This is a genomic window from Streptomyces kaniharaensis, assembly GCF_009569385.1.
Classification (GTDB): Bacteria; Actinomycetota; Actinomycetes; order Streptomycetales; family Streptomycetaceae; genus Kitasatospora; species Kitasatospora kaniharaensis.
The window spans coordinates 5,785,240-5,810,057 of record NZ_WBOF01000001.1 but is presented as its reverse complement, the minus strand read 5'-3'; the positions used below and the strand labels follow the sequence as shown (position 1 = coordinate 5,810,057).

Annotated in this window: 21 protein-coding genes and 2 pseudogenes; 10 read left to right on the top strand and 13 right to left on the bottom strand. The window is 70.9% G+C overall.

Annotated features, from left to right (window positions below; translation table 11 throughout):
* Position 1: 1 nt before the first annotated feature.
* Complete coding sequence (locus F7Q99_RS26000) at positions 2-850, bottom strand: SDR family oxidoreductase (RefSeq protein ID WP_153465236.1); 849 nt, start codon at positions 848-850, stop codon at positions 2-4.
* Between the two features lie 158 nt (positions 851-1,008).
* On the opposite strand from F7Q99_RS26000, the gene F7Q99_RS25995 reads away from it, so the two are divergent.
* Both F7Q99_RS25995 and F7Q99_RS25990 read left to right on the top strand, forming a co-directional pair.
* Entirely contained in the window at positions 1,009-2,091 is a 1,083-nt protein-coding gene (locus tag F7Q99_RS25995) for an IS630 family transposase (RefSeq protein ID WP_153466636.1), read from the top strand.
* A 10-nt stretch (positions 2,092-2,101) separates the two neighbouring features.
* A complete protein-coding gene (locus F7Q99_RS25990) occupies positions 2,102-2,596 on the top strand; it encodes a MarR family winged helix-turn-helix transcriptional regulator (protein WP_153465234.1) in 495 nt (164 codons plus the stop codon).
* A gap of 30 nt (positions 2,597-2,626) precedes the next feature.
* Here F7Q99_RS25990 and F7Q99_RS25985 read toward each other — a convergent pair whose 3' ends face one another.
* The 9 genes and pseudogenes from F7Q99_RS25985 to F7Q99_RS43725 all read right to left on the bottom strand — a co-directional run.
* Complete coding sequence (locus F7Q99_RS25985) at positions 2,627-3,046, bottom strand: DUF2267 domain-containing protein (protein ID WP_153465232.1); 420 nt, start codon at positions 3,044-3,046, stop codon at positions 2,627-2,629.
* A 112-nt stretch (positions 3,047-3,158) separates the two neighbouring features.
* A pseudogene (locus tag F7Q99_RS25980) lies at positions 3,159-3,410 on the bottom strand (ammonia-dependent NAD(+) synthetase); the annotation flags it as partial.
* Between the two features lie 235 nt (positions 3,411-3,645).
* On the bottom strand, positions 3,646-4,254 hold the full coding sequence (locus tag F7Q99_RS25975; protein WP_153465228.1) for a response regulator transcription factor: 609 nt from the start codon (positions 4,252-4,254) through the stop codon (positions 3,646-3,648).
* Positions 4,251-5,405, bottom strand: a complete 1,155-nt coding sequence (locus tag F7Q99_RS25970) for a sensor histidine kinase (RefSeq protein WP_326847120.1) — start codon at positions 5,403-5,405, stop codon at positions 4,251-4,253. The genes F7Q99_RS25975 and F7Q99_RS25970 overlap by 4 nt, the downstream gene beginning before the upstream one ends.
* A 106-nt stretch (positions 5,406-5,511) precedes the next feature.
* A complete protein-coding gene (locus F7Q99_RS25965) occupies positions 5,512-5,934 on the bottom strand; it encodes a hypothetical protein (RefSeq protein ID WP_230210319.1) in 423 nt (140 codons plus the stop codon).
* A 70-nt stretch (positions 5,935-6,004) separates the two neighbouring features.
* Entirely contained in the window at positions 6,005-6,733 is a 729-nt protein-coding gene (locus F7Q99_RS25960) for a maleylpyruvate isomerase family mycothiol-dependent enzyme (RefSeq protein ID WP_153465224.1), read from the bottom strand.
* Positions 6,730-7,266, bottom strand: coding sequence for an SRPBCC family protein (locus F7Q99_RS25955; protein ID WP_153465222.1), 537 nt, complete (start codon positions 7,264-7,266; stop codon positions 6,730-6,732). Before F7Q99_RS25955 ends, F7Q99_RS25960 begins: the two co-directional genes overlap by 4 nt.
* Before the next feature lie 141 nt (positions 7,267-7,407).
* The gene (locus tag F7Q99_RS25950) at positions 7,408-8,268 is read right to left on the bottom strand and encodes a ketopantoate reductase family protein (RefSeq protein WP_326847261.1); all 861 of its coding nucleotides are present in this window, start codon (positions 8,266-8,268) and stop codon (positions 7,408-7,410) included.
* Positions 8,269-8,601: 333 nt separating this feature from the next.
* Positions 8,602-8,835: pseudogene (locus tag F7Q99_RS43725) on the bottom strand (DUF6817 domain-containing protein); the annotation flags it as partial.
* 184 nt (positions 8,836-9,019) lie between these two features.
* Here F7Q99_RS43725 and F7Q99_RS25945 point away from each other — a divergent pair.
* Positions 9,020-9,907 (top strand): LysR family transcriptional regulator, encoded by an 888-nt coding sequence (locus tag F7Q99_RS25945; RefSeq protein ID WP_326847119.1) that lies wholly within the window; start codon positions 9,020-9,022, stop codon positions 9,905-9,907.
* 249 nt (positions 9,908-10,156) lie between these two features.
* On the opposite strand, the gene F7Q99_RS25940 is transcribed toward F7Q99_RS25945, so the two are convergent.
* Positions 10,157-11,272 carry a methyltransferase gene (locus tag F7Q99_RS25940; RefSeq protein ID WP_195911174.1) on the bottom strand — a complete coding sequence of 372 codons (1,116 nt, stop codon included), beginning with the start codon at positions 11,270-11,272 and terminating at the stop codon, positions 10,157-10,159.
* Between the two features lie 556 nt (positions 11,273-11,828).
* Between F7Q99_RS25940 and F7Q99_RS25935 the strand changes: the two genes are divergently transcribed.
* On the top strand, positions 11,829-12,890 hold the full coding sequence (locus F7Q99_RS25935) for a right-handed parallel beta-helix repeat-containing protein (RefSeq protein WP_230210318.1): 1,062 nt from the start codon (positions 11,829-11,831) through the stop codon (positions 12,888-12,890).
* 181 nt (positions 12,891-13,071) lie between these two features.
* Here the strand turns inward: F7Q99_RS25935 and F7Q99_RS25930 are convergent, their stop codons facing one another.
* On the bottom strand, positions 13,072-13,476 hold the full coding sequence (locus F7Q99_RS25930) for a VOC family protein (RefSeq protein WP_153465215.1): 405 nt from the start codon (positions 13,474-13,476) through the stop codon (positions 13,072-13,074).
* Positions 13,477-15,301: 1,825 nt separating this feature from the next.
* Between F7Q99_RS25930 and F7Q99_RS25925 the strand changes: the two genes are divergently transcribed.
* The 5 genes from F7Q99_RS25925 to F7Q99_RS25905 all read left to right on the top strand — a co-directional run bounded on the left by F7Q99_RS25925 (position 15,302) and on the right by F7Q99_RS25905 (position 22,509).
* Complete coding sequence (locus F7Q99_RS25925; protein WP_195911173.1) at positions 15,302-16,186, top strand: papain-like cysteine protease family protein; 885 nt, start codon at positions 15,302-15,304, stop codon at positions 16,184-16,186.
* A 13-nt stretch (positions 16,187-16,199) separates the two neighbouring features.
* Positions 16,200-17,141: a hypothetical protein gene (locus F7Q99_RS25920; protein WP_153465211.1), complete on the top strand. Its 942-nt coding sequence runs from the start codon at positions 16,200-16,202 to the stop codon at positions 17,139-17,141.
* A gap of 685 nt (positions 17,142-17,826) precedes the next feature.
* Positions 17,827-19,980 carry a bifunctional polysaccharide deacetylase/glycosyltransferase family 2 protein gene (locus F7Q99_RS25915; protein WP_407697833.1) on the top strand — a complete coding sequence of 718 codons (2,154 nt, stop codon included), beginning with the start codon at positions 17,827-17,829 and terminating at the stop codon, positions 19,978-19,980.
* Between the two features lie 2 nt (positions 19,981-19,982).
* Entirely contained in the window at positions 19,983-21,203 is a 1,221-nt protein-coding gene (locus tag F7Q99_RS25910) for an acyltransferase family protein (RefSeq protein WP_153465209.1), read from the top strand.
* A 379-nt stretch (positions 21,204-21,582) separates the two neighbouring features.
* Positions 21,583-22,509 carry a ParB/RepB/Spo0J family partition protein gene (locus F7Q99_RS25905; RefSeq protein WP_153465207.1) on the top strand — a complete coding sequence of 309 codons (927 nt, stop codon included), beginning with the start codon at positions 21,583-21,585 and terminating at the stop codon, positions 22,507-22,509.
* A 277-nt stretch (positions 22,510-22,786) separates the two neighbouring features.
* Here the strand turns inward: F7Q99_RS25905 and F7Q99_RS25900 are convergent, their stop codons facing one another.
* On the bottom strand, positions 22,787-23,377 hold the full coding sequence (locus tag F7Q99_RS25900; RefSeq protein ID WP_153465206.1) for a TetR/AcrR family transcriptional regulator: 591 nt from the start codon (positions 23,375-23,377) through the stop codon (positions 22,787-22,789).
* A 77-nt stretch (positions 23,378-23,454) separates the two neighbouring features.
* Here F7Q99_RS25900 and F7Q99_RS25895 point away from each other — a divergent pair, with 77 nt between their 5' ends.
* The gene (locus F7Q99_RS25895) at positions 23,455-24,432 is read left to right on the top strand and encodes a hypothetical protein (RefSeq protein ID WP_153465204.1); all 978 of its coding nucleotides are present in this window, start codon (positions 23,455-23,457) and stop codon (positions 24,430-24,432) included.
* Positions 24,433-24,818 lie beyond the last annotated feature (386 nt).

Sequence of the window (24,818 nt, the reverse complement as noted above, 5' to 3'; positions counted from 1 at the left end):
GTCATTCCTTGGGGACGGTGAACGCGGCGGCGTTCTCGGTGGCCCACTGCCGGAAGCTGCGGGCGGGCGTGCCGAGCAGGCTCTCGGCGGTGTCGGCGATGGCGGCGGGGCCGGCGGAGGCCGCGGCCCAGAGGGCGAGCAGGGAGCCGACCATCGGGGCGGGCATGAACCGGCCCATCTGCTGCTCGGCCTCGGCGTGGGTGATGGTCTCGACGGTGATGTCGCGGCCGAGGACCTCGGACAGGATGGCGAGTTGCTCGCGGAAGGTGAGCGACTGTGCACCGGTGAGGGTGACGGCGCGGCCCCTGAGGGCCGTCCCGGTCAGCGCCTCGACGGCGATGTCGGCGATGTCCTCGGGGTGGACGGGCGTGATGTGCGCGTCGGGGTAGGCGAGTTGGACCGGCAGGCCGTGGCCGATCGGGTGCGCCCAGGCGAGGGCGTTGCTGGCGAAGGCGTCCGGCCGGAGGAAGGTGCCGGGCAGGCCGCTCGCGGTGAGGGCCCGCTCGACCCGGAGGCTGTGCGAGGCGAGCGGGTCGGTCTCGGCGTCGGGGGCGAGGACGGAGGAGGACGACAGCAGGACGACGTGCTCGACGCCTTCGGCTCGGGCGGCCGCGGTGAAGGCGTCGATGCCCGCCGGATTCGGGTAGAGGAAGACCTGGCGCACGCCGTCGAGGGCGGCTGCGAAGGTCTCGGGCCGGTCGAGGACCAGCTCGGCGGTCTCGACGCCTGCGGGGACGGTCAGCTCGGCCGGCTTTGCGCTGGCGGCGCGGATCGGCAGGCCGCCGGTGTGCAGGCGGTCGAGGACGGCGCGGCCGACCTTGCCGCGGGCGCCGGTGATGAGGATGGTCATGGGTCCCCCCTGGGTTTCTGCCACAGCTCCTTGCCGTGACACATATGCATGTTGGCACGCATATAAATGGGAGTCAACACATGCCTGCCATTGCTCACGGACCTAGTGTCCTGCGCCAGGAATTCGCTTCATATCTATAGTCTGTGTTCATGGCGCGTATGGGGCGGCCGATGGCCGAGCTGACCTTGACCGACGACGAGCGTGAGGCGCTGGTCCGCTGGTCGCGGCGGGCGAAGTCCTCGCAGGCCCTGGCCCAGCGGTGCCGGATCGTGCTCGGCTGTGCGGACGGCAAGACGAACCAGCAGGTCGCCGCAGAGCTCGGCATCTGGCCACAGACGGTCGGCAAGTGGCGGCGGCGCTTCCTGGAGCACCGCCTGGAAGGGCTCGCGGACGAGCAACGCCCTGGCGCTCCACGGAAGATCAGCGACGAACGGATCGAGGAAATCGTCGTCGCCACCCTGGAGCGCACCCCCAAGGACGCCACGCACTGGTCGCGGGCGTCGATGGCCGCCGAGACCGGGTTGTCGAAGTCCACGGTCGGCCGTGTCTGGCGGGCCTTCGGCCTCAAGCCCCACCTGGCCGACACCTTCAAGCTGTCGAAGGACCCGCAGTTCATCGACAAGGTCCGCGACGTGGTCGGGCTCTATCTGGACCCGCCGGAGCGAGCCCTGGTTCTGTGCGTCGACGAGAAGTCCCAGATCCAGGCGCTCGACCGCTCCGCCCCGGTGCTGCCGATGATGCCGGGCATGCCCGAGCGCCGCACCCACGACTACCTGCGCAACGGTGTCACCACCCTGTTCGCCGCCCTGAACGTGGCCAGCGGCGAGGTCATCGGCTCTCTCCACCGCCGCCACCGCGCGGCCGAATTCAAGAAGTTCCTCGCCAAGCTCGACAAGGAAGTGCCCGCCGGCCTGGACGTGCACCTGATCTGCGACAACTACGCCACCCACAAGACCCCCGCGATCCAGAAGTGGCTGGCCGGACACCCCCGGTTCCACCTGCACTTCACCCCGACCAGTTCGTCCTGGCTCAACCAGGTGGAGCGGTGGTTCGCGCTGCTGACGGACAAGCAGCTGCGGCGCGGCGTCCACAAGTCCGTCCATGCCCTGGAAAAGGACATCAGGGCCTGGATCAAGAGCTGGAACGAGAACCCCCGCCCGTTCACCTGGACCAGGACCGCCGACGAAATCCTCGAACGACTCGCCTCATATCTTGAACGAATTCCTGGCGCAGGACACTAGGATGGGCGGCATGACGACGAACGAGCCCGGTCACCGCACGGCCGAGGACCTGCTGAACGCCGTGGGCCCGGCGTTCGGCAAGCTGCGCCGCACCTCACTGCTGGAGGTCGAGAACCCCATCTCGGCCAAGGACCTCAGCCGCACCCTGGTCCTGAACCTTGTCCAGCAGCACACCCAGGACTCCGAGAAGGAGGTCACCGTCGGCGCGGTGGCCGAACTGCTCGGCGTGGACCCGTCCGTCGCCAGCCGCATGGTCAGCGACAGCATCAAGGCCGGCTACCTCACCCGCGCCGCCTCCCAGCACGACGGCCGCCGCACGGTGCTCCACCTCAGCCCCCAGGGCACCGAGCTCATGACCCGCCTGCGCCGCCACCAGCGGGACGCCTACGAGTACATCACCGCGGACTGGTCCGAGCGCGACCGCCTCGAATTCGCCCGCCTGATGCTCCAGTACGTCGACTCCCTCGACCGCCTCGCCGAGCGCACCCCGCCCAAGGAGGGCTGACCACGCCTGCACCCTCGGGCCCGCGCCGGCTCACGCGCGGGCGCGGCCCGAGGGCAGGAGTTCCGCGATGTCGTGCGGCAGCACGGCGGCCAGCTTGTCCATCAGCTCCGGGGCGAGCGCCGCGTCCAGCACCTCCAGGACGGCGGCCGCCTCCCGGATGCCGCCGTCCTCGCTCGTCTCGGCGCGGCCCGCGATCCGTCCGGCGAAGACCGGCAGGCCGAACTTCTCGCCCGAGGCGTGGGTGCGCCCCTCCTCGTCGGCCTCCCGCTGCGCCTCACGCACCGACGCGGCCAGCTCTGGCGGCAACTGGGCGGCCAGGTGGGCGGCGAGGCCGGACGGGAGGCGCTCGCCGAGGGTCAGCAGGACGGCCTTGGTCGCACGCTCGGCGGAGGCCCGGTCGGGGAGCCGGGTGAGGTCCTGCACGGTGGCGATGATCTCGTCGTACTTCATGGCCGAGTCCCCTTCCGCCGGCGGGCGAGGCTCTGTCTGTCGAGGCTACGCCGCCGTGCCCGGAGCCGCTAGGACGGGGCGAACGGGCCGCCGGGAAGGGGTGGCCGGGCCGCTAGGACGGGGTGACCGGCAGCCGGCGCTTGTGCTCGGTCCGCCGGTAGTGGCCGAGGACCGTGCGGAACACCTCCTCGCTGACCGGCCGCTCCTCCAGGAAGTCGTCCAGCGCGTCGTAGCCGACGCCGAGCGCCTCCTCGTCGGGACGGCCGGGGACGAGCGACTCCAGGTCGGCCGTCGGCGTCTTGTGGACGAGCGCCGCGGGTGCGCCCAGCACCTCGGCGATCGCCCGCACCTGACGCTTCGTCAGACGGCCAGGAAGGCCATCCGGCGCTCGGCCTCCTCCTCGGCGCTGGGGACGGGGGCGACCCGCAGGCTGCGGGCGACCTCCCGTTGGACGTCGGCGGGCAGGGGTTCGGGCATGGAGGCTCCCAGGCGACGGAAAGGACTGGCCTCAGGGGACCAGCATGATCGGATCCACCGGCCTGGCCAACAGATTTCGGCCCGATGGAATCCACGTCGCAGCTCCACGTCGCAGCTCCACGTCACAGCCAGCCGCGGTCGTCGGCGACGCGCAGCGCCTCCAAGCGGTTGCGGGTGCCGGTCTTGGCGATGGCGGACGAGAAGTAGTTGCGGACGGTCCCCTCCGACAGGTACAGCTTGCCGGCGATCTCGGCGACGTCCGCGCCCGATCGGCAGGCGTTCAGGACGTCGCGCTCGCGGGCGGTGAGCGGCGAGGCTCCGGCGGCGAGGGTCGCGGCGGCCAGCTCCGGGTCCACCACCCGCTCCCCGGCCACGACGCGGCGGATCGCGTCCGCCAGCACCTCGGCCGGCGCGTCCTTCACGACGAAGCCGAGGGCGCCCGCCTCCATCGCGCGCCGCAGGTAGCCCGCGCGCCCGAAGGTCGTCAGGATCACCACCCGGCACGCCGGCACCTGCTGGGCGAGGACCGCGGCGGCGGCCAGGCCGTCCAGGCCGGGCATCTCGATGTCCAGCAGGGCCACGTCGGGCCGGTGTTCGCGGGCCGCGCTCACCACCTGGTCGCCGCGGCCGACGGCGGCGACCACCTCGAAGTCGTCCTCCAGGCCGAGCAGGGTGCACAGCGCGGTCCGGACCAGTTCCTGGTCCTCCGCGAGCAGGAGACGGATCGTCATGGGTTTCCCTCTCGGACGGGATCGTGCGGCGGACGGAGGTGCCGGCGGGTGTCCGATGGGACGGTGACCCGCAGCCGCCAGCCGCGCGGGCTCAGCGGGCCGGCCTCGACGCTGCCCCCGGCGGCCGCGACCCGTTCACGCAGCCCCGCCAGGCCCTTGCCGTCGCCCGCACCCGGGCCCGTCCCTCGCCCGTCGTCGCGGATCTCCACGGACCCGTCGCCGACCACCACCGTGCAGCGGTTCGCTCGGGCGTGCCGGACGACGTTGGTCAGCCCCTCCCGGACGACCCAGCCGAACAGTTCGCGGTTCGCCGGCGCCACCGAGTCGGTGGCGTGCGGCAGGTCGGCGACCACCCCGGCGGCGCGCAGGAGCTCGCGGCCGCGGGCGAGTTCGGCGGCCAGCGTCACCTCGCGGTAGCCGGAGACCGCCGCCCGCACGTCGGCGAGGGCCTGCCGGGAGAGGTTCTCCACGGCTGCCATCTCGGCCAGCGACTGGCCGGCGTCCTTGCCCGCGAGACGCTGGGCCAGCCGGGACTTGACGGTGATGGCGGTGAGCGAGTGCCCGAGCAGGTCGTGCAGGTCCCGGGCGATCCGGTTGCGCTCGGCCTCCGACGCCAGTCGCGCCACCTCGGCGCGGGCCGCCACGAGGGCCCGGTTGGTGGTGGCGATCTCCGAGAACGCGCGGACGGTGAGCGAGGTGAAGAGCAGCGCCAGGGCCTGGAACCATCCCGGCCCGCTGTGCCAGGGGCGGACCGCCCACGGCAGCAGGATGGCGCCGAGGGTGCCGATCGCCAGCGCCCGGGCGGCCCAGTCGGGGCGCAGCACGGAGACGAAGGAGACGACGCCCGTGCCGAGGAAGAACGCGTCGGCGTGGGCGAACGGCAGGACGGCAACGAAGAGCGCCGCGAGCACCACCGCCATCAGTTCCGCGTGCCGGCTCCGGCCGCGGGCCACCGCGACGCCGGTGATCACGTAGCAGCCGGTGAAGGCGGCGACGATGGCGTATCCGGCGATCGCGCCGGCCCCGCTCGCGGTGTGGGCCACACCCAGGGCCGTGAGGCCCGGGTAGATGAGCATCCCGGTCGCCAGCATGATCCGGCGCCAGCCGTGCGCCCACCGGTGCGAGTCGGGGTCCGCTTCTTCGGCGGTCACCTTGGCACCTCCCTTCGTTCTCCGTTCGAGCATCGGTGGTCGATACATCGTCAGTTCACGTCGCTACCAGGCACCATCGGTCCGCGCCGCCGCAGGGTTCGCGTCGTCAGTTCGCCGCGAAGAGCGTACGCAGCTGCCGGCCGTTGAGGACGGCGGCCACCCCCAGCAGCGCGAGCCCGCACAGCCCCTGCTCGATCTTCATCCAGAGCGGGAACGTGCCCGGGAGGACGATGATCACGACGATCGCCACGAGCATGATCGTCGAGATGATCCGCAGCCGGCGGAAGGCCCCGTGCGATCCGCGCGCCGCCCGTACGGCGAGCACGAGCGTGATCACGGCGCTGGCCGCGACGGCGACGCCGCGGATCCACACCGCGGTGTTCACGAGGGAGGGGTGGTCGGCGAGCGCGACGATCGCGGCGAGCGTGACCACGCTCAGGCCCAGGTAGGCGGCCAGCAGCCGGCGGACGTTGCGGAAGGCCCGGACGGTCTCGGGGTGGTTCACGTGGTTCGTGTCGGTGGAGGTCATGGCACTCATGCTGGCCGGGCGCCCACCCCGCCGGGCAGTGTGGTGCCACACCGATGCGGCATGACAAATGTCAGCGCCACCCGGGCACCGGGGGGAGCGGCCACGGCGGCGGTGGCGGCAACGACCCTTCCGGGCCGAGGTCAGCGTCCGGCCGACGGCCGGCTAGCCAGGCGAGGAGCGCGTGGCCGGAGCCGGTGACGGTGGGTCCGGTCGTACCGAGCGTCCAGGCGCGGTCGAGGTCGGCGGCCTCGATGCGGGCCACGGGGAACTCACGCGCGGCGAGGGCGGCGGCGGTCTCGTCGAGCGCCCACGTGACGAAGCCGGCGGGCCAGGCGGCGGGGGTGTAACCGAGGTCCAGGTCGACGTGGTGGACCTCCAGTTCGCGCCGCGCGCGGTGGAGGGTGAACCAGGCCGGGTGCCGCCACCCCGCGAGGGCACTGACCAGGACGGACCACCGCTCGGCGGGCAGGCTTGACGCCTCGTCGAGCAGCCGGTCCAGGCTGTCGCGCAGGTCGGCGACGAGGACGGCGGCGTCGCGTTCGGCGCCCTCGCGCAGCCGGCGGTCCAGGGTGGCGGCGTCGGCCCTTGGCCCGGGCTCGGTGCCGGTGCGGGCGAGGGCCAGCAGCCACCGGTAGGCGTCGGCGCTGCGGGCGAGGTGGGTGAGGACGTGGCCTCGGCTCCACCCGGGGAGCGCCGACGGCTCGCGGGCCTGCGCGTCGCTCAGCCCGTCAAGGGCGGCGCCGATCCGGGCGGCGGAGGCGCGGACGTCGTCGAGGAGGGCTGGGACTAACTCACTCATCCCTGATTCCCTTGCTCAGCCAGCGACTTGATGCCTTCGAGGGTGGCGGTCATCGCCTTGCCCAGCTCGGCGAGGCGGAAGTCGATGATCTGCTCCTCGCGGTCCGGCCACTGGTCGATGGCCAGCGTGACGCCGTTGCGGCCCGGACCGATCAGGACCGACTGCCGCAGCCGGGTGCCGCCGTCCTCCGGCGTGAGGTCGAAGCGCCAGGTCGCCAGCGGCTTCGCCGGATCCACCGTCGCCTCGCCGAACCGGCCGTCCACGTCCGTGATGATCCAGGCGAACGCCCGCAGATCCGTCAGCTCGGTCACGTGCGATACCGTCCGCCACTCGCCGAGCCGCTCGTGGTGGTTGAAACCCTCGAACCGCGCGCCGAGCGCCGGGCCGTCGGCGCCGTCGAGCCAGCCGACCCGCTGGAGCTCCGGGCTGAGCCGGGTGGGCAGATTGATGTCGGTAACCAGCGCCCAGACGTCCTCGACCGCGGCCCGGACGAACACCTCGCAGTGCGTCCGTGGACCATCCGCGTAGCGCATACCGCTCCCCCTCCGTCATGGGAACCCGCGTTGGTTCCGCTGCTGACCGTCCGTGATCCTAATGAGTTGCCCTGCCACCGAACACGTGAGAAACGGAACACCGGTGAGGGCCGCTCGGCGACGGCCCTCACCGGGTGGGGCTCACGTCAACTCGCCCACCAGCCGGGTGGCGAGCGGAACCGGGACGCCGTGGCGGGCGGCGGAGCGCAGGAGTGCGCCGCCGATGGCGTCCAGCTCCAGGGGGCGTCCGGCCTCGGCGTCGCGCTGCATCGAGGACTTGGCCTCGGCCGGGAACGCGTCGTACTGGGCCAGGGTCCGGGCGGGGTCCGCGGGTGCGCCGCAGGCCCGGGCGACGGCGGCGGCCTCCTCGACGAGGGCGGTCAGCTCCTCACGGCGCTCGGTCCGGACCTCGCCGATGGTGAGCTCATACCGGGTGGTGAGCAGCGCGAAGGGGGCGAGGAAGGCGAACTTGGCCCAGAGCACGGCGGGTTCGTCCTCGCTCACCCGGGTCTTCACGCCGGCACTGCCGAGCACGTCGGCCAGCGCCGCGAGCCGGTCGGGCGGCCCAGCGAGGTCGATATCGGTGAACGGGCTGCCGTGTTCAACGCTGCCCGGCGCGACCCGGGTCGACTCGACGCGTACGACGCCCGCGGCGACGCACTGCGCGCCGAAGCGGCGGCGCAGTTCGGCCGGGTGCTCGATGCCGTTCAGCAGCGGCACGACCACGCCGTTCGCGGTCATGGCGGGCGGGACCCGTTCCAGTGCCGCGGCCAGGTGGGTGTGCTTGACGGTCACGAGACACAGGTCGACGGGCTCGCGCAGCTCGGTATCGGCCTCCACGTGCGCCGTGAACTCCCCGAACTGCGCGCTGCGCACCCGGATCCCGTCCCGGCGCAGGTCATCCGCGGTCGTCTCTCCGGCGAGGCAGATCACCCGGTGGCCGGCCCGGGACAGCAGCGCGGCGAGCAGTCCGCCGACGCCTCCGGGGCCGAGCACCGCCACCGTCCAGGGGCGGCTCGCACCAGGATCGAGGACGGTCCGGCAGGCCTCCCGGGCGGCGGGGCTCAGTTGGGGCCGCAGCCGGGTGAACAGGGCGAGCAGGTCGGGCCCCCACCTCTCGCGGAAGTCGGGATCGATGCGCGCGATGTCGAGCTCGTTGGCGGCGGAGAGTTCGGCGAAGTCGCGCCACCGGGCGGGCTCCGGGGCGACCTGACCGCCGGTGAACCGGTCGTGGAGGACGGCGTCCGGACCGGCCAGCCCGGGGTAGGTGGCGCCCCGGTCGCAACTGGCGTACAGGTACACGAGGTTCTCGGCCTCGGGGCCGATCACGGCCGCGAGTTCGGCGCGGCGGTCGAGCGGGAGCAGTGCGGCCGGGAAGCCGTCCGTCCCGTAGCAGGCGTGGCACAGGCCCGCGAGCTGGAGCGCGGGGCGGGCGCCCCAGGCGGCGAGTTGCCCCTGGACGCGTTCCAGATGGGCGAGCAGCGTGCCACCGGGGTGGGCGATGTCGGCGGCGCCGAGCGTACGCAGCAGCGCGACGGCTCGGGTGATGGTGTCCGGCAGGGTGGACAAGTCGGGTTTCCTCTCGGCGAGTTGCGGGTCGGCACCCGCCGTGCCCTCGCCTGTGCGTCCGGATCGCCGCGAGGTCAGCGGGCGGGTTGCCGCCCTGGGCCCTGCAGTGATGATCGAACCCGGCCGACACCCAAGTCAATCCGCCGTTTCACTGGGGAACCCCCAAGGGATATCTTGGGTCACCGTGACTCTTGACGATCTCCGTGTCTTCGCCGCGGTGTGCCGGGCAGGTTCGCTGAGCGCCGTCGCCCGCGAGCTGTCGTGCACCCAGTCCGCGGTCAGCCAGCACGTGAAACGGCTCGAACGGGAGCTGGGCGTCGCCCTGGTCGAGCGCCACCCGCGCGGTGTCGTGCCGACGAAGGCTGGACGTGTCCTCCAGGCGGCAGCCGTCGACAGCCTCGGCGGTATCGACCACGCCCTGCGCGGCATCGCCGAACTGACGCGCGGCGAAGGCGGATCCGTCCGGATCACCACCGGGGCGACCAGCATCCGGCACTTCATGTCCGCGGCCGTCGTCGACTTCGGGCGGCGCTTCCCGCAGGTCAGCCTCGAGTTCCAGACCGAGGTCTCCAGCCGCAACTGCTTCGAGGCGCTCGCCGCCGGCCGCGTCGACCTGGCCTGGATCACCCTGGGATCCCCCGTCCGCGGCATCGAGCAGCGGCCGGTCGCCGACCTGCCCTGGGTGCTCGCCGTCGCGGCGGGCGATCCGCTGGCGGGCCGGACCCACGTCGAGCCCGCCGACCTGCAGCACGCCCGGCTCATCGGGCTGCCCCAGAACGCGATATCGCGCTCCCAACTCGACTCCTGGCTGGCGAAGTCGGGCATCCGTCCGGCCTTCGACACGAGTGTCGCGGACTGGGACACCGCGATCCTCCTGGCCGAACTCGGTCTCGGCCAGGCCGTCGTCCCCGCCCTCCCCGAGTGGCAGGGCCCCGGCCACCCCGGCCTCCGTCTGATCCCGCTCCCCGCGCTCCCCGTCCTCACGGTCGGCTGGGCCGTCCGCCGCTGGGACACCCTCTCCCCACTCGCCCGCTCCTTCGCCGACACCGTCGCCCACCACTGCGGGCCGTAGCCACGCTGTTCGGAAGGGATCGCCGTCAGCGCGGCCGATCGGGCGCGGTGGCGCAAGGCCCACCTGGCGAGCGGCCGCGCGTAGGCGTTCCGCCTGGGCTGGCGCGGGTTCGCGGGTGCCGCTGTCCCCGCGCACGAAGGTCTTGCGGGCGTCGTCCGCATCCCCTCCTGCCTTCGTGACCGGGGTGGTGGAGCCTCGGGACGTGGGGGCGGGCGGAGCGCCGGACTCCTTGCCCCTTCCCGGCGCCGGTCAGGCGCGGGCGACCAGCAGGCCCGTCGAGGAGGCCAACGACGTCGTGGCGACGTGCCGTAGGCCCGCTGCCGCGAACAGCGCGGCGTACTCCGCTTCGGTGCGCTCCCGGCCGGGGTGCAGCGCCATCATGATGACGTCCCGCAGCTTTCCGTCGTGGGGCACGTTGCCCTCCGGCACGATGGACTCGACCACCATGATCCGGGCGTTGGGCGCCATTGCCCGCCGGATCGTGCCGAGCACCGCGACGCACTGCTCGTCGTCCCAGTCGTGCAGGATCATCGACATCAGGTAGGCGTCCGCGCCCGGCGGCACGCCGTCGAAGAAGTCCCCGCCGACCAGGTCGACCCGGTCGGCGACGCCGGCCTTGTCCAGCACCGCCTTCGCGCCCACCACGACCGACGGCTGGTCCAGCAGGGTGGCTCGCATGTGGGGGTAGCGTGGCAGGATCGTGGCTAGCAGGTGCCCATGCCCGCCGCCGACGTCGACCACCCGCGTCACGCCGGTCAGGTCGCAGCTCTCCAGGGCTGCGGCGTGGATTCGCCGGGCCAGGCCGCCCATGGCGTCGTTGAAGAGTTCCGCCTGCTCGGGGTGGGCGGCCAGGTGCGACCACCAGTCCGTGCCGTACAGGTGCGTGAACGACGGGCAGCCGGTGCGCACCGAGTGCGCCAGCGAGTTGATGGCCTGGAGTTTCTCGGGCAGCCCCCAGAACCTGGTCCAGGCCCGCACCGACCCGGGCGCGCCGACTCGCAGTGTCTCGGCCAGCGGGGTCAGGGTGAAGACCCCGGGTTCCGCCTCCCGAAAGACCTCCTGAGCGGCCAGCGCCCGCAGCACCCGATGGAGCGCCTGCGGGTCCGCCCCGCACCGGCGGGCGAGCTCCGACACCGGCAGAGGCCCTTCGGCCAGCAACTCCGCGATGTCGAACTCGGCGGCCACTACGAGCAGTTGGGTGATGATGGCCCCGTGCAGCAGATCCATCATCTGTTGTACCCGGCCGTCCGCCGGATCGGGAGCCACGCCCGGCGGGTCCGCCGGCTTCGCGCCCGGCGGGCGAGCGGCCGCGTCCTCGCGGACGTTCGTCGAGACGTACTCTTCCTGGATCTCGTTGTTCTGCACTTGGTTTCTCCTTGCTACGACTGTCGACTGCTTCATGCCTCGGGCGGGATGTCGTACGGCTGGTCGAGTTCGGGGCGGGAAGCTGAACGGAAAGTCGAACCTCAGCCGGGCAGGCGGTAGCGTCCGTTGCGCGGAGCGGAACGGACATCGGTGACCGGTGGCGACTGGGCTCGGCTGCGGGCGCGAGGGTGACCTGGTGGCCGAGGGCTCGGAGCTGGCGGACGAGGTCGCGGGTCTTGCGGGCGGTCTAGAGGTGACGCTGGTGGCACCGAAGCCCTGGCAGCGGGCGTCGGGGTCGCTGATCAGGTGCCAGGCTATGACGAGGATCGTGCGCAGGCGACCGCGATCTCGGCGAGGATGCTCCGTACGGCCGTCCATCCGCCCGCCCGCCCCACCGTCCCGAGCTCGCCGCCCCACTCACCCACCACTCCCGCGGGGCCGCCAGGCCGTCCAAGTGGAGCAACCCAGCGTGGCGGCCTGATAGCGGATAGTGATCGCTGCGGTTAGCGTTGGACTCATGCCCGCACACGAGTCCCCACATCAGACAATCCGTCAGTTGCGTCCTTCCCCCGCCCTGGCTGCGGCGGGTGCCACCGCGCTGCTCCTCGCGCTCGCCGCAGCCACCCCCGCGCACGCCACCGGCCTGCACCTGGTGCGCCCGGGCGAGTCGATCCAGCAGGCCATCGACCACGCTGCGCCCGGCGACACCATCGTGGTCGCTCCCGGCACCTACCGCGGCAGCCTGCGCATCTCCGTCCCCGGCCTGACCCTGCGCGGGATGGGCCCGCAGACCGTGATCACCCGCCAGGACGACGCGGCAACCGGCAGCGCGGCCGATTGCGCCATGGCAGGCAACGGCATCTGCGTCACCGGAACGGCGGACCATCCGATCCCCGACGTCACGATCGAGTCGCTCGCCGTCCTCGGCTTCTCGCACAACGGCATCTGGGCGAGCGGCACCGATCGGCTGACCGTCCACCAGGTGCTCGCCGAGCGGAACGGCCAAGAGGGGATCGGCCAGGAGATGTCCGTCCGCAGCCGGTTGACCGACAACACGGCCCGGCAGAACGGCGAGGCCGGCATCTTCCTGGCCAACGTCGCCTACGGCAAGGGCGGCGCGACCGACACCCGGGGCACACTGATCGCGGGCAACAGGCTCACCGACAACCGGATGGGCATGGTGGTCCGCCGGCTGCGCGGCCTGACCGCCGAGGGCAACACGATCAGCGGCAACTGTGCCGGGGTCTTCCTGGTCGGCGACAACGGCCGGCCGCGCACCGGCGACCTCGACGTCCGCAGCAACCAGGTCACCGGGAACAACCGCTACTGCCCGGCCACCGACAAGCTGCCGTTCCTGCAGGGCATCGGCATCGTACTCACCGGTGTCGAGCAGACCCGGGTGACCCACAACCTGGTCACCGGCAACATCGGCAGCGCGCCGATGTCCGGCGGCATCGTGCTGTTCAAGAGCTTCAACGGCGGCCCGAGTACCGACAATACGATCAGCGACAACCTCGCGACCGGCAATGCCCCAGCCGACCTGGCCGACCGCGACACCGGTACCAACACCTTCACCCGCAACCAGTGCCGGACCGCCGAACCTGCGGGCGGATGCTGACCGACCCCGAGCCTCACACGGCAGCGCCCGAGGAGAGCCGGTTCACCGACACCCACTTCTCCATCACGGCTATCCGAACGGAGTAAGCGTGGCTTTCAGCCCTGATGGGCGCTGCTCGCCACTGCGGCCTGTGGCAAGACCACCCAGCCACCATGGGTTGATCCCGGTCCGGTGATCGGTGTCACCGGACCTGGCTGAGTTCGAGGAGATGGCCGTCCGGGTCGCGGAAGAAACAGCGGATCTCGGCACCGGAGGTCACTGGTGGTGTCAGGAAGACCGCCCCGCGCCGCCGCAGCTCGGTGTACGCGGCTTCGCAGTCACGGACGCGGAAGGTCATCTCATGGCTGACCCGGTCGACATCGTCCGGCGGGGCGAACACGACCGTCGGCTTGTCGGGTGTGGGGCCGCCGCCCGTGACCAACAGCAGCCACGTGCCGAACAGGCGCAGGACGGCGCTGGTGCCTGCGTACTCGCGTGTCACTTCGGCGCCGACCACGTCGCGGTAGAAGTCGCGGGCGGCGGCCAGGTCGCGGACCACCAGCAGGTGCGTCAGCTCGGCGTCAGCCTGGAACTCGTTGGGACTCATCGCGTGTCCTCGCTGTCGGGCGAAGGGCCCTCCTGTCGGCGTCCGACGGGTGGGGCGGCAGGGGCTGTTCCTCGGCGCGCCGGGTGACCGGATCGCCGGTCTGGTCGCCGAGGAACTCGTACCAGCATCGTTGCAGCGCCGGGTAGTGCGTGTCGGCCTCGACGCGCTGAGGAATGCCTTGACGGTGGAGCGGAGCGGGGCATCTGACGGGAGACGCCAGGAACGGACCGGCGGTTGCCGCCACCTCAGACTCTTCACAAACCGAGGAAATCGTGCACGTTATCTCTTTGTGATAGTGAGTCACTTCTCACGCACTCCACGCAGTTTCACTACATGACGAAGTGTCAGCAGCGGTCACGAAACATAACGTTTCCATATAGTCGCATGCAATCTAACGATTTTAAGGACTGGGCCAAGCTTTCCAATAAGTAGCCAACCACCAGCAACCGCAAGAGAGTTGATGGTCCATCAGAACAGCTCATGAGCGTTGGTTGAAGGGGCGACATCTTCGCGCGTAGAACAGAGGTGTTCAGGACGCACCAACTCCTCTGGCAGGATTCCCGGAACTCAATCCCCTCAGGAAAGAGGTCTGGTTATGCCTGGACGCAGAAGGGTGAGCAAACGCGGGCGTCGAGCCCGGGTCTCACTGGTCGCGGCCCTGGTGGCCACACCGGGGCTCCTCGTCGGAGGCTCCGCCGCGCTGGCGGGGGTCTTCAGGGAGAGCGGCTTCCGCCGGCGAACACTGGTCTTGTATACAAGGGGCTCCGGGCAGCGCCCCTTGGTGACCGATGTGTCGGTGTCGTCACCACGACCGATGGGCGCCGCACCCACGGCCCGGACACCCCGCCGGCGGCAACGACGGAGTTGCCGGCCCTCGATGCGCGGACTGACCAGCCGCCGGCCGACCCGGCCTCAGCGCCCGGGCCGGCAACGTGACTGCCTCGCCGGCCGACCAGACGGTGGTCTGCGACGGCGACGGAAGCAGCGGCAACCGGGGTCAGGTCGTGTACGCGCACGGACAGGGCCGCAACCGGTGCGCACCGTACGTCGCGTCATTCCGCGAGTAGGCGGCCGAAGTTGACACCATCCATCTCGCCAGCGCCCAGGACGATCTGAGCAACATCGGCCCTTCCTGCGGACGTTCGGACACGGGTTGCCGGAACGCCCACCCCGCCGCGCACGAACTCGGCCGGTCGGCGGACACCCTCGGTTCACCGCGGTCCGGGAGAACGCCGGCGACCCGGTCGGGGACCGGATCGTCGGCACCATGAGCGCAACCGCCGCCAACGGCACGGCGGTCGGCCCACGTCTCCTGGTCTCCGTCCAGCGCCATCCCGGCAGTCTGACCACCAACGAGGCGCTTCCGAGCGGCCATTGGAGCATCACCGAGGCGACCGCCTTCCCCTGGACAGGCGGCCGGGGTGAAGGAACAGTCGAGGTCTCGGTGTCCAACGCACCCGGTGCAGTCACCGACCCGTACCGGCCGGGCCGACTGCGACCGACACTTCTCCACCTCCGCTGCAGCCGTGGCGAGCATTGCGACGGCTCGTCCGGGTGAGCACACCTCGCCATGGCACCGTGCCCGCGCAACCGCCGCCGTCACAGTGGTGTCCAGCGTGGCCATCCTGGTGGCCGTGATGCTTCTGCGGCGATCCCTCGGGTCCTGAACGGCCGACCCGTCGTCAGTTGCCGTTTCCGCCTCTCACAGGCCGGAATTCATCTCCTCCAATCCTCGGGCGCCCACACCCGTCGAGACCCGTCCTCCTCGGGCCTCGACGCCTACCGGGCCGAACGTTCCCGAGCTCTCCGATCAAGGAGCAACTTCATGCACCGACGTCGCATGTCCCGCCGCAAGAAAGCCATGGTGGCCGCAGCCGCCACCGCGATGTCCGGCGGTCTGATCGTCGGAATCGGCGCCTTCGCCCAGGCCGACCTGGTCAGCGGCACCGTGACCGCCGGCCGGGGCGGCTACAACAGCATCAACCACCGCACCCGACCGTCCTTGTCGGCCGAGATCAGCGGATCCTCGCGGATCGGCGACAAGGTCGCCATGTCGTGCCGGACCACCGGCGACGCTGTAGAGAACAACACCCGGTGGATCCAGTCCGGCTCCTACTACCTCGCCGCCGCCTTCATCCAGGAGAACACCGACACCCTGCCGGTCTGCGGCTCGACGACGCCCGTCCCCACCCCCACCGTCACGACTACGACCACGACCACGACCACGACCCGCTCGACGCTCAAGCTCACCATGCAAAAGCAGGTCAAGACCCAATGGTGCTGGGACGCCACCGGAGTCACCATTGCCGGATTCTGGGGCCACACCGGAGTCAGCCAGGAGCAGTTCTGCCAACTGTCTGCCCAGGGACGGTGGTTGGACTGCAACAACCAACCCGCCACCCTGGAGGACATGGCCAACGGCCTGGCCCGGCTCGGGCTGGGCAACAGCGGTCGCAGCCTGTCCCGCAACGCCTCGTCCGCTGAGTCCGCCGCCGAGATCACCGCAGGCCGCCCGTTCGGCGTCCGGATCGGCTGGCGCAGCGGCGGCGGCCACATGAACGTCATCTACGGCTACGACAGCGCCACCGACATGGTGGCCGTCGGCGACCCGTGGCCCACGACGCAGACCTACACGTGGTGGAACTACAACACCTATGTGAACAACAACTCTTTCCAGTGGACCCACTCCCGCATCGGCATCCACGGCTGAGGAGACGACCGCCATGCAGACCATACGAAGCACCGCACGCTCGGCCCTGCGAGCCGCCGTCCTCGCGACGGCCGCGCTCGCCTCCGCCCAGTTCGCGAACGTCTCGGCCCACGCCGCCGACGGTGACGCAATCGCGGGCTACCAGTCCGCCCAGCAGGTGCTCCAGAGCAACCAGATCCGGGACACCGTCTCGCGGTTCCTGGTCTCCGCCTCACAGGCAAACCCGGCAGCAGCAGCCGACGGAGGCGCCGACGGCGTCCCCGGGAACCCGCCCACGGCGGTCGCCGCGCCGCCGCACTTCGACCTCAAGGACCCGGTGCCGGTGTTCGAGCTCAGTCCCGACTTCGTCGCGGGCAAGGCGCAGGCCACCCCGCAGGAGGCCCTGCGGCTCAGCTACCTGGCCTCCCGCGTGAGCGCCGCCGACGGCCACCAGGCCGCCGTCCTGCTCGCGCCCCAGGGCAGCGCCGCACCGACGACGAACGGCGACGGCACGCGCAACGTCGGCGCCGAAGGGTGGCAGCTGGCCGGCATCCGCGACGGCGACACCGACCTCGGCCTCGCCGAACGTGGCACACCACAGGCCCGCACCTTCACGGAACCGCAGATCCACGCCTGGTACCGGATCACCGCCGACGGCACGGTCGAGCCGCTCAACGAGGAGGCGGGCAGCGGCCTCGGCGGGCAGAAGAGCCTCCCCCTCGCCGCGTACCAGAAGCTGGTCACCGCCCGGTACGGCGACAAGCTGCCCGGCTCCGACTACGACCGCAAGGGTCTGGCCGGAGGCTTCGACGGTCTGACTGACGTCCAGCCGCAGCAGTCCGCCATCACGACCGCGGCGCCGTCGGCCGAGCCCGAACGGCACCCGGCCGCTCTCGCCGGAGGTGTCGCGGCCCTGGCAGCGATCGGCGCCGCTGCGGTGTACCGGCACCGCCGCCGGACCGGCAGCACGAACTGACCCACGCCCAGCCGCCCGGCGCCGGTTCACGCGAAGTCATCGGATCGGCGCCGGGCTTCACCCTGTCACGGTGGGACGGCTCTGCGGCACCGGGACCGTCCACAGTCCAGCCGGCGCACCGCCCGGCGCCCGTCGGCCGAACCGGTCGACGCCATCCGCCCGGACCGGGGCGAGCCGATCGGCATGTCCTGCCGGGCACGATCGGCCCCACGTTCCTCCCCCGTCTGAAAGGCCTCCTGAGTGCACCCCGCCAGCCCTTCCGTCCGACCCGGGCGAGTGCCGCCGGTCCTTCCTCCCCAACAGCCGGTTCTCGCCGCAGAGCCCGATCCGGCACCGGTCTTCGTCTCCCGGTCCGGTTTCCGGGGCCGCCTGCTGCGAGGCATCGGCTGGCCGGTCAGCGTGCTGGGCGCGATCCTGGCCGCCGCGATGATCACCAGCCTGATCGGCATGCAATCCGACGCGCCGGCCCTCGACATACCGTCACAGCAGACCACCCCGCCGGCGCCCACACCCGCGCCTCCGTCCCCGGTCCACTGACCAGCCGCGGCCCTGTCGGAGCCGTGCGGCACCTGTAGTCCTCCGCGCCCGCGCCCAACGGGCACGTCCGTCAACTCACCGGCGCCTCGGGCCTCGCGTCATCCGCCCACCATGCCCGACCCCGCGCACCTGCGCTCCAGGAGCATCCTTGTCCCGTCACCAACGTCGTCGGCAGTCGGTCCTCAGATCGAGACTGCTGGCAGCACCACCGCTGCGCCTGTTCATGCCGCTGTGCCTCCTCGCCTGCTTGCTCGCCCTGCTCGTCCTGCGCGGTCTCGCCCAGAACGAGGTCTTCCACGACGAGCAGATCGCGGAGTCCATCGACAAGACGACGGTCCCGCCGGAAGTGCTCAACGGCGGCCCGATCGTCGACGCCCGGGGCGCGGACAACGCCGGCCCCGTGAGCTACCGGGTGCCGGACCACACGGTGGTACTGAGTTTCGACGACGGCCCCTCTCCGGAGTGGACCCCGAAGATCCTGGATCTCCTCGCCGCGCACCACATCCACGCCAGTTTCTTCGTCACCGGCTCCATGACCTGCCGCAACCCCGATCTCATCCGGAAGATCGTCGCAGGCGGCCATGAGATCGGCCTTCACACCTTCACGCACGCGGATCTCGCACGCCAGTCCCACACGCGGATCGCCTGGGAACTCGCCCAGTCGCAATTGGCACTGGCCGGCGTCGCCGGTGTACACAGTGCGCTGTTCCGACCCCCGTACTCATCGACGGCGAACGCGTTGGACGACGCTTCCTACCCCGTGATCAAGTACGCCGGTGCGCACGGTTACCTCACGCCGTTCATCGACTCGGACACCGACGACTGGAAGCGCCCCGGCGTCGACAGCATCGTGCAGGCCGCGATGCCGAACAGGCCTGGGGCGGGCGAGCTCATCCTGCTGCACGACGCCGGCGGCGACCGCTCGCAGACCGTCACCGCACTCGAGAAGATCATCGTCAAGCTCCAAGCGGAGGGTTACCGCTTCGCCACCATCTCGGAAACGCTCGGGGCATCCCCCGCCACCGTGCCGGTACACGGCATCCCCCTGTGGGCGGGAAAGGCCTTCGTCTGGACCACTCGGTTCGCCGTCGTGCTGATGCCGTTGCTCGTGGGGCTGCTGGCCGTCGTCGGCTTCCTGAATTTCGGCCGCTTCGCCCTGATGATCGTGCTCGCCACCGTCCACGCCCGCCGCTCCCGACGACCGGACTTCGCCTGGGGGCCGCCCGTGACCGAGCCGGTCACCGTCCTGATCCCGGCGTACAACGAGCGCGAGTGCATCGCCAATACCCTCAACTCCCTTGCCGTCAGCGATCATCCGATCGAGGTCATCGTCATCGACGACGGTTCCACGGACGGCACGGCGGACATCGTGGAGGCGATGGACCTGCCGTTCGTCCGGCTGATCCGCAAGGTCAACGGTGGGAAGTCCACCGCGCTCAACGCCGGCATCGCAGCCGCCACGCACGACCTCATCGTCATGATGGACGGCGACACCGTCTTCGAGCCCTCCACCGTCCGAGCGCTCGTCCAGCCGTTCGGCGACCCCGCGGTCGGTGCAGTGGCGGGCAACGCCAAGGTCGGCAACCGCCAGACGCTGATCGGCGCCTGGCAGCACATCGAGTACGTCCTCGGGTTCAACCTCGATCGGCGCATGTACGACATGCTCAACATCATGCCGACCATCCCGGGCGCGGTCGGCGCCTTCCGCCGGGACGCCCTCCAGCGGGTGGGCGGGATGAGCGACGACACGCTCGCCGAGGACTGCGACGTCACCATGGCGATCCTTTGCGACGGCTGGCGGATCGTCTACGCCGAGCACGCCCGCGCCTGGACCGAAGCGCCGGCCGGCTTCCAGCAGCTCTGGTCGCAACGCTACCGGTGGAGTTACGGCACCATGCAGGCGATGTGGAAGCACCGCCGGTCGGTGACCGATCGCGGCCCGGCCGGCCGCTTCGGACGCCTCGGACTCCCCATGGTGGCACTGTTCGGCGTGGTCGCTCCCCTGCTGGCCCCGCTCATCGACGTCTTCTTCCTCTACGGAGTGCTGTTCGTGGACGCCCCGCGGACCATCTACGCCTGGGCCGGATTCCTCCTCCTCCAAGGCGCGCTCGCCTGGTACGCCTTCCGGCTGGACGGAGAGAAGCCCTGGCACCTGGTCACCCTGCCGGTCCAGCAACTGGTCTACCGGCAGCTGATGTACATCGTCCTGTTGCAGTCCTCGATCACCGCGATCACCGGCGGCCGACTGCGATGGCAGAAGATCCGGCGCACCGGCGAGGTCGCCGCACCCGTGGAGGCCTGACCATGGGGCTCACGACCGACGAGGACACCATTCGGCTGCGCGTCCCCGCGCCGCGCACTCCCCAGTCACCACCCGCGCCCAAAGCCGGCGGCCGCGACCGCTACCTCGACCTCCTGCGCGCACTCGCACTGATCCGCGTCGTGGTCTACCACAACTTCGGCTGGTCCTGGCTGCCGATCATCTTCCCTTCCATGGGCGTGATGTTCGCCCTCGCCGGCGCGCTGATGGCCCGATCGCTCCACCGCCCCGCGCTCGACGTCATCCGCGGCCGGCTCCGACGCCTGCTCCCGCCCATGTGGCTGTTCGGCGCGGTCATGCTCGCCGGCATGGTCCTCGACGGCTGGGGACCGAACTCGGAAGGCCACCCCGGCTGGTGGTGGGGAAAACTGGCGTTCTGGGTCCTCCCACTGAGTACCCCGCCGCACCCGACCACGCCGCTGCCGGGATTCCACACCCTGCAGACCGGCTGGGCCGAACAGGCCGCCGTACCCCTGTGGTACCTGCGCGCCTATCTCTGGTACGTCCTGCTCTCCCCGCTGATGCTGCGCGCACTTCGACGCCACCCCTGGCCCACGGTGCTGACACCCCTGATGCTGTGCCTGATCATGAACTCGGGCCTGTTCAGCACCACCGGCCGGATCTGGGAGACGGTCGGCGACTTCTGCACCTTCGGCTCCTGCTGGCTCCTCGGCATGGCCCACCAGGAAGGCATTCTCAAGAAGCCGGCCCGATACCTGGTGCCGTCGGTCGCTCCACTCGTCATGGTCGCCGGGCTGTACTGGCTGCTGACCCGCCCCTTCGACCCCTACACCCCCACCGACATGGACGACGTGCCCATCGCTCAGGCCCTGTGGTCCTTCGGCTACGTCGCCCTCCTGCTCCATGTCAGCCCGTCATGGGAGCAGTGGCCGAGACCACTCGAGCGCTGGAACGGCCTGGTCGGACTGCTCAACGCGCGAGCCGTCAGCGTGTATCTGTGGCACACACCCGCGCTCGTCCTCGCGATCCCGTTGACCGACAACCTCTGGTCCGTCTCCTTCCTCTACCAGCACGCCCGGTGGCTGCTGACCAGCCCGTGGCTGCCGCTGACGGCGGCGATCCCACTGATCGGCCTGCTCGTGCTCGCCTTCGGGTGGGTGGAGGACCTCGCCGCCAAGCGCCCCTTGCGGCTCTTCCCTTGGCCGCACCGCCAGAAGGGAAAGCGCCGGATTCCGTCCAGGTGACTCGCGACCTGACCTCGCCGCTCCCCTCCAGCGCCGCCGCCGTCCCAGGCGGCACATGGAGTGGCCTTGCCCGGAGCAATTGTCAAGAGTTGTGGATCGTGAGGAGATGATCAGGGCTCTCGCTCGGCCCAGGTGCTTCGGTGCACCGCGTGGGCACTGCCGGCGTTTGAGGGCACGCTACGGGCGTTCAGCCAGCACTCATCGATGTCGCACGTGCACCCCAGCAGCATGACCTCGCCCTCTTCTCCGCCACGGGGCAGGGTCTCCGGCTCACCAAGGCCACCCCTGACCAGGGCCGAAGGGCGCAGACGTTGAACCATATGGCCGTTTGTGGCGTCTTCTGCCCCAGCACCTGTTCCGATCAAGGAGTTCCCCCACCGTGAAGGTCCACCCCGTCACCGCCCTGTTTCCGATGTTCGGCCCTGACGAACTCCTCGACCTTGCCCAGGACATCGAGAGCAACGGCTTGACCGAGCCCGTCGTCCTGGACGCCGACGGTGTCCTCCTGGACGGCCGCGCCCGACTCGCCGCCTGCGAACTGGCCGAGGTCGAACCCCGCTTCACCACCTATCAGGGCGATGATCCGGTCTGCCTGATCGTGTCCGCCAACCGCCACCGGCCGAACACCACCCCGGGCCAGCACGCCATGATCACCGCGATGGCACGATCACTCTCCCCGCACTCACTCCCGTCCGACACCGCCCACTGCGGCATCAACGTCACCCGACTGTCCATCGCCACCACCGTGCTCGAACACGCCCCCGACCTCGCCGAACAGGTCCGCACCGCCACCCTCACCCTCAACGCCGCCTACACCGCCGTCCGCAGACGAAAGGCCGACGCCAAGGCCCTCCTCGCCCAGCACGCACGACTGCGCCAGCACGCCCCCGACCTCGCCGAACAGGTCATCGCCGGCCACCTCGCCCTCACCGACGCCACCGCGGCCCTCGACGCCCGACAGGCGGAGGAACACCTCCGCCGACGCGTCGAGGAGATCGACGCCATCCGCCTCGCCGACGGCGACACCACGCCGGCCTTCGCCCGAACCGCCGAAGCAGGCGACATCGACTGGCACCACGCCCATCAGAAGGCCGAGCAGTACCTCGCCCGGCGCCACGACGCCATCCGCCACGTCCAGCACAGCCTGGCCGGCATCGCGGAACTCTGGAGCGCCGTCCAGGACCTCGCCCACCACCCCCGCAGCCCCTACGCCCGGGAAATCCTCAAGGGCCTCACCGGCCCGGCACGCACCCTCGCCAACCGCCTCATCGCTCTCGAAACCACCTGCGCGACAGGCGCAGCCTGACCCACACCCCGCCGCCGTTACGACTGAGTGCACCCGATTTCGGACACCACCTCAACCAAGCCCCCCCACAACGCAGAGATCCCGTCCGATCAGAACGATCGGACGGGATCTCGCGACCACTCACGAGTCCGACCCGTGAACAGCCGGGGCCCTGGACACGGCGGGGCTCATGGCCGGTGGCGCCGGTGGCGGGGCGGCCTGGCCGTGGTGAGGCCTGCGGGCGTTGTCGTGTCGGGCACAGGCGGCGTGGATCGAGGTCGCCGTCGAGGCGAGCGGGTCAATCGAGATCGGCCAGCACGCAACGGCAGGTGACGGCGACCAGGTCGTCGACGAGGGCCGGCGGTGCTTCACCGGCGAGGAGGTGGCGGCGGCCGGCCGCGTAGGGCACGTCCAACACCGCGAAGGTCACCCGCTGGACGAGCTCCGGATCCGCGCTTCCGTACCGGCGCGACGCGTAGTCGCGCAGCGCGTCGAAGACAGCCGCGTTGACCGTGGCGACCTCGTCGCCGAGTTCGGCCGGCCAACGGCCTGCCAGGTCCTCACGGCGGTAGAGCAGCAGCGCGCGGGCCTCGTCGAGATGCCCACGCGCCCATACGTTCACGTGCAACGCCGCGCCCAGGGCCGCCTCGTCCAGATCCTCGCTCGCCAGGGCCTGCAGAAACCCCGACTGGAACCGTCGCACCGTCCGCAGCCACAGCTTCGCCAGCAGCAGGTCACGGGAGTCGAACCGGTGGTAGACCGAGCCGACCGGCGCCCCGAGGGCCTCGGCGACAGCTGCGACCGTCGCCGCGTCGGGCCCTCCGGCGGAGACCAGCCGCAGTGCGGCGTCCAGGAACTGATCCTCGGTGAACTTCGACGGGCGACCCATGCCACCAATTGTAGGCGGCCCGTTCTAGAATATGGATTCTAGAACTCTTCCTCGCATTCAGGGGGCGCAGCGACACCATGCCCAATCCGCCGGCACCGACGAAGCCCGATCGAGACGATCTCCGCACCCGAACGCTCGCAGCGGCCGGCGCACTGAGCCTGGCCGTCGGCGTACTGCACCTCGCGCTGCCGTTCTATGGCGGCGCCGGATTCCGGTACTTCGGCGCCGGCGAATACCTCGCCCGCCTGGCGGACCATCGGTCGCCGATCCCGACCGCGACCGTGGTCGGCATAGCCACACTGCTCGCCGCCGCGGCGGCGTACGCGTGGTCGGCGGCCGGGCTGCTCCGCCCGTTGCCCGGACTCGCGTCGGCACTGACGGTGATCACCGCGGTCTATCTGCTCCGCGGGCTCGCCCTGCTCCCCGAGATACCGACCAGAGCACTCTCCCCCACGTCGCTTCCGCTGCGAGAGCTCGCCTTCTCCGCCTTCGCGCTGACAACCGGACTGCTCCATCTCGCAGGACTTCGCGCTGCCCCGTCGCTGCTGCCTGCACGGATACGCCGACGGCTCACTCCCGGAAAGCCACCCGCCTCCCCGGGCCGAGCACCACGGCCGGCAGGCGCCGGCCGGATCCCACCGCTTCTGGAGATCCCCATGCCCCACACCAGCACCGCGACCTCCCGCCGATGGCCGCTATGGACGGCGGCCACTCTCGCCGCGGCGATCGCCGCACTCCACCTGTTCGGCGGCACCCCGGAGTTCGTCGGCCCCCTGGTCCACGCGAACCTCGACGCCCCGGTCAAACAACTCTTCCGCGTGCTCTGGCACATGTGCACCCTGCTCCTCGCGTCGCTCCCCGTGGCTCTGGCCTGGGCCGCACGTGCCGAGCGCCGGATCGCGCGGCCGGTTCTGGCTTATGTCTGGTTCATCGCCGCCGCGTTCACCGTCGTGTTCTTCGTCATCGACCTGGACGCCTTCGGCGCGGCGGTCTTCACCCTGCCGCAATGGACCTTGTTCATCCCGCTCCTCATACTGATCCCGCTGGCCACCTGAGCGTCCGTGAACAAACTCGTCCACGGCTGTCGGCGGGTTGGGCCGGTTCAGCGATGACTGCACGGAGAAGCAGGGCTTCTTGGCAGTCCGGGGGGACGAAGCCATCCGGACGCACAAGAGGCCTTGCCATGCCGTTGCACCCCCCTGTCCGCGCCTGCCGTCATCCCGTTTCACGCATCCGCCTGACGGTGGCGGGTCAGGGGTGCTGGCCCTCTTCGCGCCCGTGGTGATGACGAGCCGCTTGGCGATGTCGCGCAGGCTCATCCCCTGCTCGCGTAGGTGAAGGGCCGGCCGGGCTACGGCTGCCGTTCCCCGCAGTCGCGGACGGCCTAGAGGCCTGCCGCCCGGCACGACGTCGACCGAGGCGCGTGTGTGGGCGCAAACAG

What these genes read in the sequence shown, in the direction of transcription:
- F7Q99_RS26000 (WP_153465236.1), bottom strand. Translation starts at nt 850, where the DNA reads ATGACCATCCTCATCACCGGCGCCCGCGGCAAGGTCGGCCGCGCCGTC.
- F7Q99_RS25995 (WP_153466636.1), top strand. Translation starts at nt 1,009, where the DNA reads ATGGGGCGGCCGATGGCCGAGCTGACCTTGACCGACGACGAGCGTGAG.
- F7Q99_RS25990 (WP_153465234.1), top strand. Translation starts at nt 2,102, where the DNA reads ATGACGACGAACGAGCCCGGTCACCGCACGGCCGAGGACCTGCTGAAC.
- F7Q99_RS25985 (WP_153465232.1), bottom strand. Translation starts at nt 3,046, where the DNA reads ATGAAGTACGACGAGATCATCGCCACCGTGCAGGACCTCACCCGGCTC.
- F7Q99_RS25975 (WP_153465228.1), bottom strand. Translation starts at nt 4,254, where the DNA reads ATGACGATCCGTCTCCTGCTCGCGGAGGACCAGGAACTGGTCCGGACC.
- F7Q99_RS25965 (WP_230210319.1), bottom strand. Translation starts at nt 5,934, where the DNA reads ATGACCTCCACCGACACGAACCACGTGAACCACCCCGAGACCGTCCGG.
- F7Q99_RS25960 (WP_153465224.1), bottom strand. Translation starts at nt 6,733, where the DNA reads ATGAGTGAGTTAGTCCCAGCCCTCCTCGACGACGTCCGCGCCTCCGCC.
- F7Q99_RS25955 (WP_153465222.1), bottom strand. Translation starts at nt 7,266, where the DNA reads ATGCGCTACGCGGATGGTCCACGGACGCACTGCGAGGTGTTCGTCCGG.
- F7Q99_RS25930 (WP_153465215.1), bottom strand. Translation starts at nt 13,476, where the DNA reads ATGAGTCCCAACGAGTTCCAGGCTGACGCCGAGCTGACGCACCTGCTG.
- F7Q99_RS25925 (WP_195911173.1), top strand. Translation starts at nt 15,302, where the DNA reads ATGCACCGACGTCGCATGTCCCGCCGCAAGAAAGCCATGGTGGCCGCA.
- F7Q99_RS25920 (WP_153465211.1), top strand. Translation starts at nt 16,200, where the DNA reads ATGCAGACCATACGAAGCACCGCACGCTCGGCCCTGCGAGCCGCCGTC.
- F7Q99_RS25910 (WP_153465209.1), top strand. Translation starts at nt 19,983, where the DNA reads ATGGGGCTCACGACCGACGAGGACACCATTCGGCTGCGCGTCCCCGCG.
- F7Q99_RS25900 (WP_153465206.1), bottom strand. Translation starts at nt 23,377, where the DNA reads ATGGGTCGCCCGTCGAAGTTCACCGAGGATCAGTTCCTGGACGCCGCA.
- F7Q99_RS25895 (WP_153465204.1), top strand. Translation starts at nt 23,455, where the DNA reads ATGCCCAATCCGCCGGCACCGACGAAGCCCGATCGAGACGATCTCCGC.